This is a genomic window from Paenibacillus sp. ACRRX (assembly GCF_022346885.1).
Classification (GTDB): Bacteria; Bacillota; Bacilli; order Paenibacillales; family Paenibacillaceae; genus Paenibacillus_B.
In genome coordinates, this window is the sequence record NZ_JAKRNK010000003.1 from 145,960 (window position 1) to 160,327 (window position 14,368).

A 14,368-nucleotide genomic window follows, 5' to 3' on the forward strand; every position below is an offset into this window, starting at 1 on the left:
GCTGCCGATATGTCGTTAAATGAATCATTCAACGCACACGCCTCCTTCTCCTCCACTCTTCTATTGCTCCAAATCTATCCTGCAACCGAGTACAGCATGGCTACAAATTCTGCTCTTGTTGTGGGTCTATTTGGCGCAAAAGAGCCATCTTCATACCCTTTGATCAATTGCTGTTTCTTCAATTCCGCCAGCATCGGCGCTGCCCAGTGACTGAGCAGCACATCCACAAAAGGTGGTTCAGCTGGCATTCGAACGACAAGATGAAGTGCATTGCCAATCATAACCCCTGTCTCAGCACGGGTGACGTCCCTAGCCGGTGCAAACCTGCCTGTTTCATAACCAGCTGCGATATGTGCTTCCGCTACTCTGGTTACCGCCGAATAGGCCCAATGAGACTGCGGCACATCTGCAAAGGCAGGTGGCTTTGCAGCACTGCCAGTTAACTTAAATGCATTTGCCATAACAGTAGCAGCCTCTGCCCTTGTGATAAATCGATTAGGGGCAAATTGGGCATCAGCGTACCCTTTAATCCAGCCCTTCTTGACTGCACCTACAATCGCTTCCTGTGCCCAGTGCCCCTTAATGTCTCGCATGCCTGCAACCAACGCCGTCTTGGTTGCACGCAGCGTATAATAGTTGGTATCGAACTTCTCATTAGCGGTTAACCGAATGTAATAAGGACCCTTTTCCAACTTCATGCCCGCTTCAAGCTTGGATTCGCCCTTGCGATTACGTCCTGATATAAGCAGCTTCTGCTCTTTATTAAAGACGCTCATTTCTACAGTTCGGTTGCTCGGAATACGCTGAAGCTCGAAATTAATATACGCCTGCTCTTCCAATTGAAGCTGAAACCAGTCCTTGTCGCTATGTGAATGAAATACACCTGTATAATTCGTATTTGGTGTTATGGTGACTGCCTCATACATTTTATCATTAGGCTCATTCGGGTCCGTATACTGCGTCAAGAAGTCGAGATGCATCGTATATTGACCTGCGACAGGTTCTGCTTTTGCTGTTACTGCATTTTGGATGCGAATATAATATTTGCCCGGCTTCAAATCGGATAGCACCGACATCTCCGTCTGCCCTTCCGTATTATCATCAATGATATGCTCATAATTGTCTGGCCCTGCTACTTCCACCATCGGATCTATTCTCACCGTATCCGTCGTGACTTTGATCGTTAATGTTCCTCTGGATGGGATTTGTACTTCAAACCAGTCTTTGTCCCCTGTATGGCTGAAGGTACCCGTAACCTGCTGTTTGCGGGCAGGCAAGGCGTAAGCTTCATACTGCTTATCGTTTGGTTCAAAAGGATCTGCTGCAATACGGAAACGAGAAGATAGTTTATAAGTGATCGGATTGGATTTAGTCGCCTGTGCAGCACTTATTCGAATGTAATGCACACCTTTTTTAACGGATAGAGACATAGGCTCCTTTCCAGTAGGACTATACCGTTTACCCTCTTGGCTGGCTCCTTCATAATGAACCGCCTGAATTTGGCTATTTCCCGCAACACGTTGATACACCAAGTCGAGCGTACCGTCATAAGGTACCTCCACACGATACCAGTTACCATGCTGTCCATCTGATAGATAACCTGTATTCATCGTATCGATCGGGAATACACGCGCTTTATTCCTTGCCTGATGGACGATGTATCCTTCTGGCTTAGGAACCGTCAACAACGCTTTATCCGCGCGTACCATCCCATAGCCACTTTTGTTATCCCAACCTTTGGTAAGAATATCTTGTGCAGTCATGCGCAGATGTTCCCGAATTTGATGAGGCTTCAATGTAGGATATTTGCTCCACAATAGGGCAGCTACGCCGGCAACTTGTGGCGCCGCCATCGAAGTTCCTTCCGCATTTTTGTATCCGCCGCCAAGCGCAGTCGTATACACATGCCATGGAGCAACAATATCTATCTCAGGACCAATATTCGAACGTGGCTCAACGGTTAGTTGAGGTGTATTGCCTCCAATTGCCAACACGCTAGAGTAAGCGGCCGGGTACTTTACTTCGACCTTCTCTTGATATCTTGTTCCGTCATTACCCGTTGCGGCCACAAGCAGTACACCCTTGTCCTCCGCATATTGGACGATATCCTGCATGTATTTCGAATAACGATAAAGACCGACGGACATCACAACAATTTTTGCCCCGTGATCTACCGCATATAGAATGCCCGCTCCTAGCTTATCTTCGTCTCCATATCCACGCGAATCAAGGGCCTTGATCGGCAAAATTTTCGCTGACCATGTAATGCCGGTCGTCCCTTTTCCATTATTGCCAATAGCAGCAATAACACCTGCTACATTGGTACCGTGTCCATTATCATCCTTAGGTAGACCTGGCTCCAGTAAATTGACGCCTGGAATTAAATTCGCTTTAATATCGGGATGATCAATATCAACGCCTGTATCTACTAAAGCAATCGTAATGCCAGGACTCTTATTGACCTGGGACCAAGCAACATCGGCACCAATTTGCTTTAAATAATGCTGCTGTTGAAAGCTGGTGTCATTGGGCACTACCGCGCCAGACAGAGACTTTACGCGATGGTTCGGCTCTATATATTCAACACTTTTATTATGCTTAAATCGTTTCAGCCAATCTTTTACCTCGACATGTATAGAAGGTTTCATGACCATGATACCAAATCGTTCTTGTGTGCTGATGATGATGCTGTCCTGCACAATAGCTTCATCATGCACGCCAGGTTGCTTCCATTTTACAATCCAAGATGTCGGTTCCGTCGCCGCGGTCTCACTCGTCACATTTCCGCTTCCCCCAAGCAAAGGATGCGCTGAGGACATGGAAACTTCAGTATACTGCGAGCTTTCAGCGCCACAGCTTATCAATGTCGTCCAAGTTAATGTGACGACAAAGAGCATAACGACGATACGACGCCATCGTTTGTTCATTGCTTTCACTTCCAGTATCAAATGGTTGTCAGGTGATCCTGCTTATTCTTTCATTTACATTTATATCCACAATCTCGCTATCTTTAGCTCAATCTGTGTTACACATACAATAGAAAACCGGCTGGGACGCTGTCTAGCAGCGAACCCAAGCCGGTATCATTATAACATACTCCCCCATCAAGATGCCCCTGATCTAGCGAATACCTGTTATTGGGTACACTTGAATCCTAACCGCCCGCACATCAGCCTTATCAGCTGATTTCTCATTCAGGCACAACCATCTTGGTCTACAGCCTGCAGCCCATAGATAAGCATGGTGCCTTAAGTAGCTGCAGCTAGAGCAGTTCGAAATCATGGTGTTATGGTGTTAAAGTAAACACATCGCCTGGAATAGAGAACAGCATGTTCAGCCATCCCATTACCTCATTCGGAAATAATCCAAAGCCTAGGACGCAAAGCACGCAGATGACAATAACTGATCCTTGAGGAGCACGGACAGTTATTTTCTCTTCCTGACCATGCCTCATATACATTTGGCGAATAAAACCGAAGTAAAAGTAAAACGAGATTACGCTAGTCAGCATCATCACGATCGTAATCCATATCGAATGAGCAGCGACCGCCCCGACAATAATATAGAGCTTTCCGAAGAATCCAGCTGTAACTGGAATCCCTGCCAGTGACAGGACAAAAACGGTCATAGCGACGGCTAACCACGGTGAACGATGATACAATCCGGCAAAGCCTTTTAACTCCTCATGCCCGACTACACGGCTGACAACCATTAGTACAGCAAATGCACCTATCGTTGTGAATAGATAAGCTGCAAGGTAATACCAAAATGCATTAAATACCGAGGCGTTTATCGTATTTCCAAGGATGTTTAAACCGATCGGAACAAGCAGGTAACCCGCATTTGTAATTCCTGATAACGCCAATAGTCGCTTCACATTTTTTTGTCTTAAAGCCATCGTCGTCCCTACCACCATAGATAGAGCAGCAATAGCCAGCAGCATTATAGTGACATCATTGTAGATAGAAAATACACGCTGGCCTTCTGCGTCTGTCTCAGCTCCAAGTCCGAAAAATACATTAAATAAAATTCGGAACACAACAGCCAGACTTGCACCTTTTGCAACAACAGCTAGAAAGGCTGTAATTGGTGTTGGTGCGCCCTGATATACATCAGGTGACCAAGCATGGAATGGAGCAGCTGCAATCTTAAATCCTAGACCAACGATAAGCAGCAGGAAGCTAACGTATATTAACGGTTGAAACGCAGCAACATGAGTTGCTAGAGACTGTGCGATATCAATTAGGTTAGTGCTGCCGCTCATCCCATACAAGAACGACATGCCGTACAAAATAAAGGCAGAGGCAACACTTCCAAGCACTGCGTATTTAAATGCACCTTCTGTAGACCGACGGTCGTTCTTTTTTATCCCCACTAAAATATAGGAAGTAATACTTAAAAGCTCGAGCCCTACATACAACGTAATCAGATCGCCAGACGATGCCATCATCATGCCGCCGAGCGCAGCAGGAAGAAGCAAATAATAATATTCGCCGCGATGCGGCAGCTCCTCATCCTTCATACTTCCCATACTGATCAAAATAACAAATGCTGTGCCCACCAAAAAAAGGACCTTTAGAAACAAAGCAAAATCATCTACCCGGTAGCTCTGATTCAGTAATTGCAATGCGCCTACCGATTTGCCACCAGCTGCTTGCGTATATCGATCTACCAAGGTCGACACGACAAAGTAGAGGGAGAACAGCACACTTGCCAGCGACAAGATCCCTATCCATTCTCGATTGATACGCCGAGGGAGCAACAGGTCGATCAATGAAATCAGAACTGCTGCAATAACAAGCGTCAGTTCCGGTGCCAGGGCAGAAAGCTCACTCCATTGTAAGGGTTGAACTGTCATAGTATTCATACGATTAGCCCCCTACCTTGAACATATCGATAATTTGGCTGACACCATACTCAACGGGTGCTGTCACCAAGGACGGGAAAAGACCGATGAGTACGATGCAAGCTGTTAATACGATAGCCGGAACTGCCTCGACCAGACGCGCGTCTTTCAGCTCATGATGATGTGCGGCTATTGGCCCGAATGTGATGGATAATACCCCGCGCAATACATACACCGCGCTCAGGATCACACCAAACGCACCAAGCGTTGCAGCCCAAGGCAGCTTACCGTAAAGGCCAAGCAAGGAGAACAACTCGGCCGGAAAGCCCGATAGACCGGGGAGTCCCAAAGAAGCTAAGCCTGCAATCAATAGCAGAGCGCTAATAAAGGGAAGCCGCTTGGCGAGCCCTCCAAGTTCATCGAGACGCGTAGTTCCAGTACGTTCAATCACACTGCCTACGAGCAGGAAAAACAAGGCGGAAATAAATCCATGGGATACCATTTGCATAACCGCACCTTGCAGCCCAATTTCATTCATAGCTGCTATCCCGAATAACACAAATCCCATATGGCTAATACTCGAATAAGCTAACACAAGTCGAAATTCAGTTTGGACAAAGGCCAAAATTGCACCATATAAGATATTAATAATGCCAAGGATGGCCAACACCGTTGCCCAATCTGCCAACTGATGCGGCAGCAGTACAATACCGAATTGAATGAGACCGTAAGCCCCCATTTTAAGCAAGACACCTGAATGAAGCATAACAACAGGAGTAGGTGCTTCAGCGTGTACTTTCAGCATCCAAGTATGAAAAGGGAATATAGGCAGCTTAATGCCAAACGCAATCAACAGCAGCACAAACGTGCCAATCCGCCAGCCTTCAGACAAGAAAAACGGATTGTGACCAAGGTTAGCGGCAGCCTCTGATGATTGTAAATGGCTTACGATCGTATGAAGATCACCGCTATATACATACTTTACTATGCCGCTTGAGTCCGTAATCTGATCAAAACCAGCTGTTGCAACCAGAATGGCAAAGGCAACAAGCATCAACGCAGAACCGAGTCCGTTATAAAGCAGAAAATGGTTGGCAGCCCGCTCTCGATTAGCCAAGCCCCATATCCCGATCAAGAAAAAGGTCGGAACAAGCGTCCATTCAAAGAAAGCGAAAAATAAAAGTAAGTCCCGAGCCATAAAGACGCCAAGCATGCCTACTTCCAGCAGCAATAACAAAATATAATAGGTTTTCTGACGTTTACGAACAGATACCGAAGCCAAAGCTGACATCGCAGCCACGATTGTGGTCATGACTACAAGCGGCAGCGACAACCCATCTAAGGCCAGGTGGTATTGAATGTCAAATGTCCATGACTGAATACCCTTTGCCACATCCAAATTTAACGGAATGGAAATCCAGTCGAACTTCTCCAATAGTGTGTTCCCCTGTTTTAATGCATCATAACCCGCATAAATTGCAACAGCTATGATTAGCGAGATAAAGGTCGTCACTATACCCATTATCCGAATCGCGAGCACCCGCTCTTTTGGAATGAGTAACAATACAAGCACGCCAAGCAGCGGCGAAAAAGTCAACAAAGACAACCATGGGATAGAACTCATCTGAGCTGCCATTACCAGAACCCCCTTCCTAGCGCGAGCATCAGCAAGACCAGCGCTACGAAACCAAATAAGGACACGATTCCATAGGTTTGAAGCTGTCCGTTTTGAACTCGCGTTGAGGTTCTACCAAATCCATCTACAAGCGCTGAGATACAGCGGACAATTCCGTCCACTACAAAGCGATCGATCATGTCCAACCCTCTCCCTATAACACGTAAAGGGCGGACAATTAGCCAGTCATACAATTCATCGATGTAATATTTACGCTCCAGCAAGCGGAACAAAGGAGCTGCTGCCTGCTCAAGCCTGTCGCTGCGTTGTGCTTGCCTAGGTCGGTATAACAGATAACCGAGCAAAATACCGCAGACACCTGCCGCAACCGATATGATCATAACAAGCACATTCGCATGATCCTGAGTTGGCTCTCCAGTCAGCCAGGTACCAAACTGACCGTTAAATGGCGTGTAGACAAAGCCAGCAATAAGAGCCAGCACAGCTAAAACGACCAATGGAATCGTCATAAACCACGGGGATTCATGTGCTTTTCGATGTATCTTTTCATCTGCAGGCTTGCCAGTAAAGGCTACAAAGAACAACCGTGCCATATAAAACGCGGTAAAGAATGCCGCAAGCACACCGATCACAAACAGCAGCTTATGGTCTTGCTCCCATGCCGCTGCCAGAATAGCATCCTTGGACCAGAAGCCCGAAAACGGTGGAATGCCGGAAAGCGCCAAGGCCCCGATTGCAAATGTCCACGTCGTTATTTTCATCTTACGGCCAAGTCCACCCATCTGGAATATATCCTGCGTATGTACTGCATGAATCACGCTGCCCGCTCCAAGGAACAATAGAGCCTTAAAGAACGCATGCGTAAACAGATGAAACACACCTGCGGTAACAGCGCCTAGTCCCAGCGCCATCATCATATAACCTAACTGGCTAACTGTTGAATAGGCCAGAATTCGCTTTATATCCCGCTGCGCAAGCCCAATCGTAGCAGCAAATATAGCTGTAAACCCACCCACACTTGCTACGATAGCCATCGCTGTAGGGGACACATGGAAAATCGCAAATGTACGTGCCACCAAATAGACGCCTGCGGCAACCATCGTTGCGGCATGGATCAACGCTGAAATTGGTGTTGGCCCTTCCATCGCGTCAGGCAGCCACGTATGGAGGGGGAACTGTCCGGATTTCCCCATAGCCCCAATAAAGATTAACGAAGCGATCCACGTGGCTATACCGGCGGTAATGCCATGTTGTGCAAGGGAGTCTGCACTTTGAAAGACTGTTTGAATGACACTGAAGTCTAACGAATGGTTTGGCATCTGCCAGAAGAGCAGCAGAATCGCGACAAGCAGCCCAACGTCCCCGATGCGCGTTACAATAAAAGCTTTCTTGGCTGCTGCCCGTGCTGCGGGGCGTTCATACCAGAAGCCGATTAGGAGGAAAGAACACGCCCCTACCAACTCCCAGAACATATACAATTGAAGCAAGTTCGGTGAGACTACGAGACCAAGCATTGAGCTTGTAAATAATGCAATATAAGCAAAAAATACGTGCTGTCTGTCGTCACCTGCCATATACCCTTTAGCATAAAGGTTGACTAATGTACTAACTACCGTAACAACTAACAGCATCAATACATTCAAATTGGTCAGTTCATAGCCAACTCTAAGTGTGACCTCCCCCAAATTAACCCAATCGATACTGCGGGAGTACACTTCTGCATCAGGTGACCAACGCTCCGTCAGAACCAGGACGGACAGTACTAACGCGGCTAACGAACTCAAGACGCCAATCAGGGAGGCAGCTCCCTTCACTTGTCGCCCAAGTGCCGTCAACACGAGGAACGCGAGCAGCGGAATAGTTGGAATAGCCCACGCGTATTGCGAAAAGACGGTCTCCATTTCTCGTATCCTCCTAATCCGTTATCTGCGTAAGTCGTCATATTCGTCCACGTTGGCAGTGCCACGGTTCCGGTACAACGCGATCAAGATCGCAACTCCAACAGCGGCTTCCGCTGCAGCAATCGCGATGTTAAAGAGCGAGAACACTTGCCCTTTAAGATTCGGAACGACTCCGTATTTAGAAAATGCGACTAAGTTTAAGTTCACTGCGTTTAGCATCAGTTCAATCGAAAGCAGGACAATGACTGCACTTCGTTTAGTCAACACGCCGTATAGACCGATACAAAACAAGATAGCAGCTAGTGTTAAAAAGGAAGCCAGCATGGTGCTCATTTAGAATCGCCTCCTTTCGGAGGCTCTTGTAACTGTTGCAGCCCAGAAGATGATGATTCAGGAGCAGGGTAGGAGGCCTCTTCTGCAAGTGCAGACGATTGAGGGCTCGAAGTCGGATCGTCATTCTTCGCGAGCACGATTGCACCAATAAAGGCTACCGTCAACAATACAGATAACAATTCAAACGGGATGACATGCTCTGTGAACAGCAGCTTGCCGAGCGCCAACGTATTGTCTTCAGAAAGGGGTCTATCGACAGGTGTCGGAAATTGCGTTCCCCTAATAGAGAAGAACAACACGCCGAACAGCGCCAAACAGCCGATGGCTGCCAGCGCTTCTTTCCAAGGCTTCATGATCGCTTCGTCTTGCTTATCATGCCGAGTCATCATAATGCCAAAGATCATCAGAATCGAGATGGCGCCTGCATAGACGAGTACTTGCACAAAGGCTACAAATTCCGCTTCCAGCAGCACATAAATCCCTGCCAGCCCCACAAATGAAAAGGCAAGAGATACGACCATATGCACGACTTTCGTAAAGTTCAGCATCAACACAGCACCCGTTATTACACATACCGCCAAGGCAAAGAAAGCTACTGTCTGGCCATTAAGCTCCAATGAAAAGTTAAACATCCTTCTTTGCCCCTCCTTTTGGCAGCATTGAGATATTGTCCTGCCGGATCAGACTGTTATTGCCATTCAGCCAATCCCGATCCTTGTACAGATCGTCGCGGCTGTAAGTTGCAAGCTCAAAATTATTGGTCATCACAATCGCTTCGGTTGGACATACTTCTGTGCATAGATCACAAAGGATACAAATCTCAAAGTTAATATCATACGTGTCGATGACCTTCCCCTTTTTGTCTGGATCCGGATTGGGCTTGCCTGTCAATGTGATACATTCGGTTGGACAGACACGGGCACATGCATTACATACAATACATTTATCCGGGTCAAAATGCTGGATCCCTCGGAAGCGATCCGGCATTTGCAAAGGAACGTCTGGATAGGCGTAAGTGACCTTTTTTGATGTCATCGCCTTAAATGTGACACCAAGACCTTTAAGCAATCCCTTCACGGATTTCACCCCTTGCTTATTTGTTAAATATCTCGATATATGCCGCAGTCAAGAAAATGTTAAGTATTGCAAGCGGCAGCAGCACCTTCCAGCCGAAGCTCATCAGTTGATCGACGCGGATACGCGGAAGCGTCGCACGCAGCCAGAACAAGAAGAACACGCAGAAGGAGAATTTGAGTACAAACCATAACAAGCCTGGGATGAAATCAAGAACCGCAAGCGGAGGATGCCATCCGCCTAAAAACAAAACCGTCGTTAGCGCCGAGATCGCGAAGACGTATACATACTCGGCCAGCATAAAAAACGCAAAGCGGAAGCCACTGTACTCCACGTGGTATCCTGCAACTAACTCTGACTCTGCTTCCGGTAAGTCAAATGGTGTCCGATTCAGTTCCGACACCGCCGCAATCATAAAAATGACAAAGCCGATTATCTGAGGAAGGAAGTTCCACTCCCAAAAGTTGTTCCCTTGTCCCTCTACAATTGTTCGCAAGCTTAAACTTCCATTTAGCATAATAACGCCAACCACGGACATAACCAGTGGAATCTCATAACTGATCATTTGTGCCGCCGACCGCATTCCACCAAGCAAGGAATATTTGTTGTTGGATGCCCAGCCTCCCAATACAACACCAATAGTAGAAATACTGGACAAGGCTGCATAATAGAGCAGACCAACGTTTAAGTCAGCAAAACCTAAAGATTGTGTATAAGGGATGGTTGCAAGCACAGCAAAAGACGGCACATAAACGATGACTGGAGCAAGTATAAAAAGCGCCCGATCCGCTTTCTTTGGAATTGTATCTTCTTTGAGTAGAAGCTTGAGGATGTCGGCTACCGTCTGCAGCAATCCAAATGGACCTACTCGTGTAGGACCATGTCGCAGCTGCATCCAGCCGATTACTTTTCGTTCAAAATAAATCGCATACGTAACAAAGCCGAGTACAACAAACAGGAATACAACTCCCCATCCGAAGAATACCAACCCGTTCTGCCACGTAAAAGATTGCTGAATCAGCTCTTGCATTAGCAATCCACCTCCCCGACGACAATATCGACGCCACCCAATATAGTGATCAGGTTAGTCATCGTTTCGCCAACGAGCAATTTAGGTAATATTTGAAGATTTACAAATGAGGGCCTGCGGAATTTTAAGCGGTAGGGCTCCGCTTTCCCTTTAGATATAATGTAACAGCCAATCTCGCCACGCGGTGATTCTATACGTGCATACACCTCACCTGCAGGCGGCCTGATGACGCGTGGTACTTTGCCCATCGTGTCCCCGCTAGAAGGAAATTGCTCAATAGCTTGCTCCAAGATCCTCAAGCTCTCGTGAACTTCCTGCAAGCGGATCAAGTATCTGTCGTAGCAGTCTCCCTTCTGTCCGAGCGGAACATCAAACTCGAAGCGGTCGTAGAGGCTGTACGGTTCTGTTTTTCGCAGATCCCAGTCCACACCTGTACAACGTAGATTAGCTCCACTCAAGCCATAGGCGATGGCCGTGTCTGCATCGTATTGGCCAACACCTTTAATACGGGCCAGAAAGATCTCGTTGCCGCTGACGAGGCGGTCATATTCATCCATTCGTTTGCGCATATAGGGGATAAAGTCACGTACTTTCTCAATCCAGCCGGTTGGTGCATCCCACTTAACACCGCCCACACGCATATAGTTGTATGTCAGGCGTGCGCCGCTGATCTCGTTAAAGAGATCAATGATTATCTCGCGATCTCTGAAGGCATACAGGAATGGGCTCATCGCACCAATATCAAGCAAATAAGTTCCCCACCATACAAGGTGGCTGGCCACACGTTGAAGTTCCATTACAATTAAACGAAGGAATTCGGCACGTTCAGGTACTTCGATATTCATCATCTTCTCGACAGCATGAACCAGCACATAATTGTTGGTCATCGCCGATACGTAATCCATACGGTCTGTATAGGGAATGATTTGTGTATAATTTAAGCTTTCTGCCAGCTTCTCAGTACCGCGGTGCAAGTAACCCATTACTGGAGTTGCTTCGGTAATGACTTCGCCGTCAAGCTTGACGACGATGCGAAATACGCCATGTGTGCTGGGATGCTGGGGGCCTACGTTCAAGAGCAGTTCTTCTGTCCGTATCATAGGCATTACACCTCCGAATCAAGCTGCTCGTAGTCTTTGCGAAGCGGATAACCCACCCAGTCATCCGACATCATGATACGCCTTAAGTTTGGATGTCCTGGAAACGATATGCCAAACAAATCATATGTTTCGCGCTCGTTCCAATCCGCAGTAGGCCATATAGGGGTTACGGAGGCGATAGACGGCTGTTCACGGTCTGTCTTCACGTGGACTGCTACCTCCATTCGGGTCTTTAGGCTAATAAGGTGGTACACAACAGCCAGATAGCTTTCCTGGTCGACGCCTGATAAGTTCCGTAAATAATCACAAGACCATTCCGGATTATGCCTAAGCCATTGTGCCGTCTTATACCAGTGCTCCTCTTTAATCGTGACGGTAGGCATATGGCCGTCCGTCTCATTGATGGTAGACGCCTCCACTGCATCTGGGGCGATATCAGCTTGAAGCTGCTCCACGAGTCTATCAAGCAGTGGCTGCTTTGGAGAAGGCACCTTTGGCTGTTCTGGCTCTTCTGCCTTCGGCGCTCGTGGCGCACGCGCAGGCCGCGTCGCTGCAGCAGGCTCTGCTGCGCCTTCGCCCTCTGTGCCGCCTGCGGCGGCCGTGGCCCGAGCTGCTTTCGCTTCTGTTGCTGCCTTAACACGTGCAAGCTTCTCTTCCTCCGTCAGCGGCTGGCGAGTCGGCTTGTCTGCCGCCGCTTCCACTGGCGCATCGTCCCTGCGCTCTGCTGGCTGCGTTCCTGCCTCCGCAGCTTTTTCCTGCGCGACTTCCGCTGGCGCATCGCCCCTGCCCTCTGCTGGCACGTTACGCTTGCCTTCAGTCGGCTCCACCCCGACTTCCTGCGTCTCGCTTTGCTTCACTTCCATAAGTTCACTCGCTGCGCTCTCGCCCGCGTTATTCATGTCCCTAGCCGTACTGTCAGTAGCAGCTTCCAGTTTTGCCTCCACTGCATGAACAGTCTCCTTCGGCTCTTGCTCGGGCTGAAGTAATGGTTTCTCTCTATTCGTTGGTTGGTTATCCTCACTCATCGGTTAGACACCCGCTTCCCAGTCTTAGCCTCATAGCGGATCTTCTCTTGCAGTTTATTAATGCCATAGATCAGTGCTGCAGGATTCGGCGGACAGCCAGGTATATACACATCTACTGGCACTACCTGATCCACTCCCTTAACTACAGCGTAAGACTTTACATACGGGCCGCCGGCTGTTGCACAGGACCCCATTGCGATAACCCATTTAGGCTCAGGCATCTGGTCATACAAACGCCGCAGCAGCGGGGCCATCTTCTTGGTTACCGTTCCTGCGACAATCATGCAGTCGGATTGTCGAGGTGAGGTGCGAAATATGACCCCAAATCGGTCCAAGTCGTAATGCGATGCCCCAGTTCCCATCATCTCAATCGCGCAGCACGCTAGGCCAAACGTAAGCGGCCACAGCGAATTGCTGCGTGCCCATGCCTTTAACTGCTCCAGCGTGCCGAAGAATACGTTACGTTCTAGCTCCCGTTGTTCTTCGGGTGTAATTGATTCTAAAGCGAATTCCATTTGAGCACCTTCTTTTTCCAGGCGTAGATGAGACCAACAAGCAACAAACCGACAAATATAAGCATCTCTACTAAAGCAAACAAGCCCAGTTGCTTATACGCAACTGCCCACGGATACAAGAAAACGGTTTCGACATCAAAAATGACAAACATGAGCGCAAACAAGTAATATCGGATATTAAACCGTACTTGTCCCACACCCACTGGTTCGTTACCGCTTTCATAAGTGGTCTTCTTCATTTCTGTCGGCTTGTGCGGCCTAAGCAGTCGCCCTACTGCGAGCGCAATTACAGGCAACAAAATGCCAAGTGCGACAAAAATGGCCACGATGACGTAATTGTTGATGTAATCCATGACATCCCCCTCCGTCGTGCAGCGATCATATTTGACTGTACAGCAGTTAACTCGTAATAAACCCGACACAATTATAACAAAACCTGCCAATATCGTCTACGCAAAAGCTATGTTATTTATACGTTTTCGACAATTTTTAAATACAATGTTTTCCTTTAATAGGTATGATCACAAGCCCACCTTGAGACAACTCATTTATGAACATTGTGTGACATGTATATTAGAAAAACTTATATAAGACAAAAAAAAGAGCCGCGGAACCGACCGCGGCAAAAAACATGGAGGATGAGGAAACTAACTACCTTACAACCAACCTACTGCAATACGTCATTCACCAAGAAGAACGTCTGCGAGAACGTAGCCAATGTGATAACAACTCTCCACTCAGGTATGAGAATGATTATCAATATTAACTGAGATCAGTATAACGTGAAATTAATAACGGTGTCAAGTATTTCAAAATAGTTATTTAAAAAGCTCCACTTATTCTCTTTTTTCATTGTTAACTTTACCTTTGAAACCTTGCCTTTCTTTCGTTTAAAATAAAATTACATC

The 14,368-nt window shown here is 47.5% G+C and carries 11 protein-coding genes and 1 pseudogene; all 12 read right to left on the bottom strand.

Annotation, left to right across the window (positions count from 1 at the left end):
• Nucleotides 1–74: 74 nt before the first annotated feature.
• Nucleotides 75–2,927, bottom strand: a complete 2,853-nt coding sequence (locus MH117_RS11385; RefSeq protein ID WP_239328827.1) for a S8 family serine peptidase — start codon at nucleotides 2,925–2,927, stop codon at nucleotides 75–77.
• A gap of 359 nt (nucleotides 2,928–3,286) precedes the next feature.
• A complete protein-coding gene (locus tag MH117_RS11390) occupies nucleotides 3,287–4,867 on the bottom strand; it encodes an NADH-quinone oxidoreductase subunit N (RefSeq protein ID WP_239328828.1) in 1,581 nt (526 codons plus the stop codon).
• A 4-nt stretch (nucleotides 4,868–4,871) separates the two neighbouring features.
• Nucleotides 4,872–6,482 carry a complex I subunit 4 family protein gene (locus tag MH117_RS11395; RefSeq protein WP_239328829.1) on the bottom strand — a complete coding sequence of 537 codons (1,611 nt, stop codon included), beginning with the start codon at nucleotides 6,480–6,482 and terminating at the stop codon, nucleotides 4,872–4,874.
• Nucleotides 6,482–8,383 carry an NADH-quinone oxidoreductase subunit L gene (nuoL, locus tag MH117_RS11400; RefSeq protein WP_239328830.1) on the bottom strand — a complete coding sequence of 634 codons (1,902 nt, stop codon included), beginning with the start codon at nucleotides 8,381–8,383 and terminating at the stop codon, nucleotides 6,482–6,484. Before nuoL ends, MH117_RS11395 begins: the two co-directional genes overlap by 1 nt.
• A gap of 21 nt (nucleotides 8,384–8,404) precedes the next feature.
• Nucleotides 8,405–8,716: an NADH-quinone oxidoreductase subunit NuoK gene (gene nuoK, locus MH117_RS11405; protein ID WP_239328831.1), complete on the bottom strand. Its 312-nt coding sequence runs from the start codon at nucleotides 8,714–8,716 to the stop codon at nucleotides 8,405–8,407.
• 119 nt (nucleotides 8,717–8,835) lie between these two features.
• A pseudogene (locus tag MH117_RS11410) lies at nucleotides 8,836–9,348 on the bottom strand (NADH-quinone oxidoreductase subunit J); the annotation flags it as partial.
• Nucleotides 9,341–9,793 carry an NADH-quinone oxidoreductase subunit NuoI gene (gene nuoI, locus MH117_RS11415; protein ID WP_239328832.1) on the bottom strand — a complete coding sequence of 151 codons (453 nt, stop codon included), beginning with the start codon at nucleotides 9,791–9,793 and terminating at the stop codon, nucleotides 9,341–9,343. The pseudogene MH117_RS11410 and the gene nuoI, both read right to left, overlap by 8 nt.
• A gap of 16 nt (nucleotides 9,794–9,809) precedes the next feature.
• A complete protein-coding gene (nuoH, locus tag MH117_RS11420) occupies nucleotides 9,810–10,820 on the bottom strand; it encodes an NADH-quinone oxidoreductase subunit NuoH (protein WP_239328833.1) in 1,011 nt (336 codons plus the stop codon).
• On the bottom strand, nucleotides 10,820–11,920 hold the full coding sequence (locus MH117_RS11425; protein WP_239328834.1) for an NADH-quinone oxidoreductase subunit D: 1,101 nt from the start codon (nucleotides 11,918–11,920) through the stop codon (nucleotides 10,820–10,822). The genes nuoH and MH117_RS11425 overlap by 1 nt, the downstream gene beginning before the upstream one ends.
• A 5-nt stretch (nucleotides 11,921–11,925) precedes the next feature.
• Nucleotides 11,926–12,945, bottom strand: coding sequence for an NADH-quinone oxidoreductase subunit C (locus MH117_RS11430; RefSeq protein ID WP_239328835.1), 1,020 nt, complete (start codon nucleotides 12,943–12,945; stop codon nucleotides 11,926–11,928).
• On the bottom strand, nucleotides 12,942–13,460 hold the full coding sequence (locus MH117_RS11435; protein ID WP_028543918.1) for a NuoB/complex I 20 kDa subunit family protein: 519 nt from the start codon (nucleotides 13,458–13,460) through the stop codon (nucleotides 12,942–12,944). The genes MH117_RS11430 and MH117_RS11435 overlap by 4 nt, the downstream gene beginning before the upstream one ends.
• Nucleotides 13,445–13,813 (bottom strand): NADH-quinone oxidoreductase subunit A, encoded by a 369-nt coding sequence (locus MH117_RS11440; RefSeq protein WP_239328836.1) that lies wholly within the window; start codon nucleotides 13,811–13,813, stop codon nucleotides 13,445–13,447. Before MH117_RS11440 ends, MH117_RS11435 begins: the two co-directional genes overlap by 16 nt.
• Between the last annotated feature and the right edge of the window lie 555 nt (nucleotides 13,814–14,368).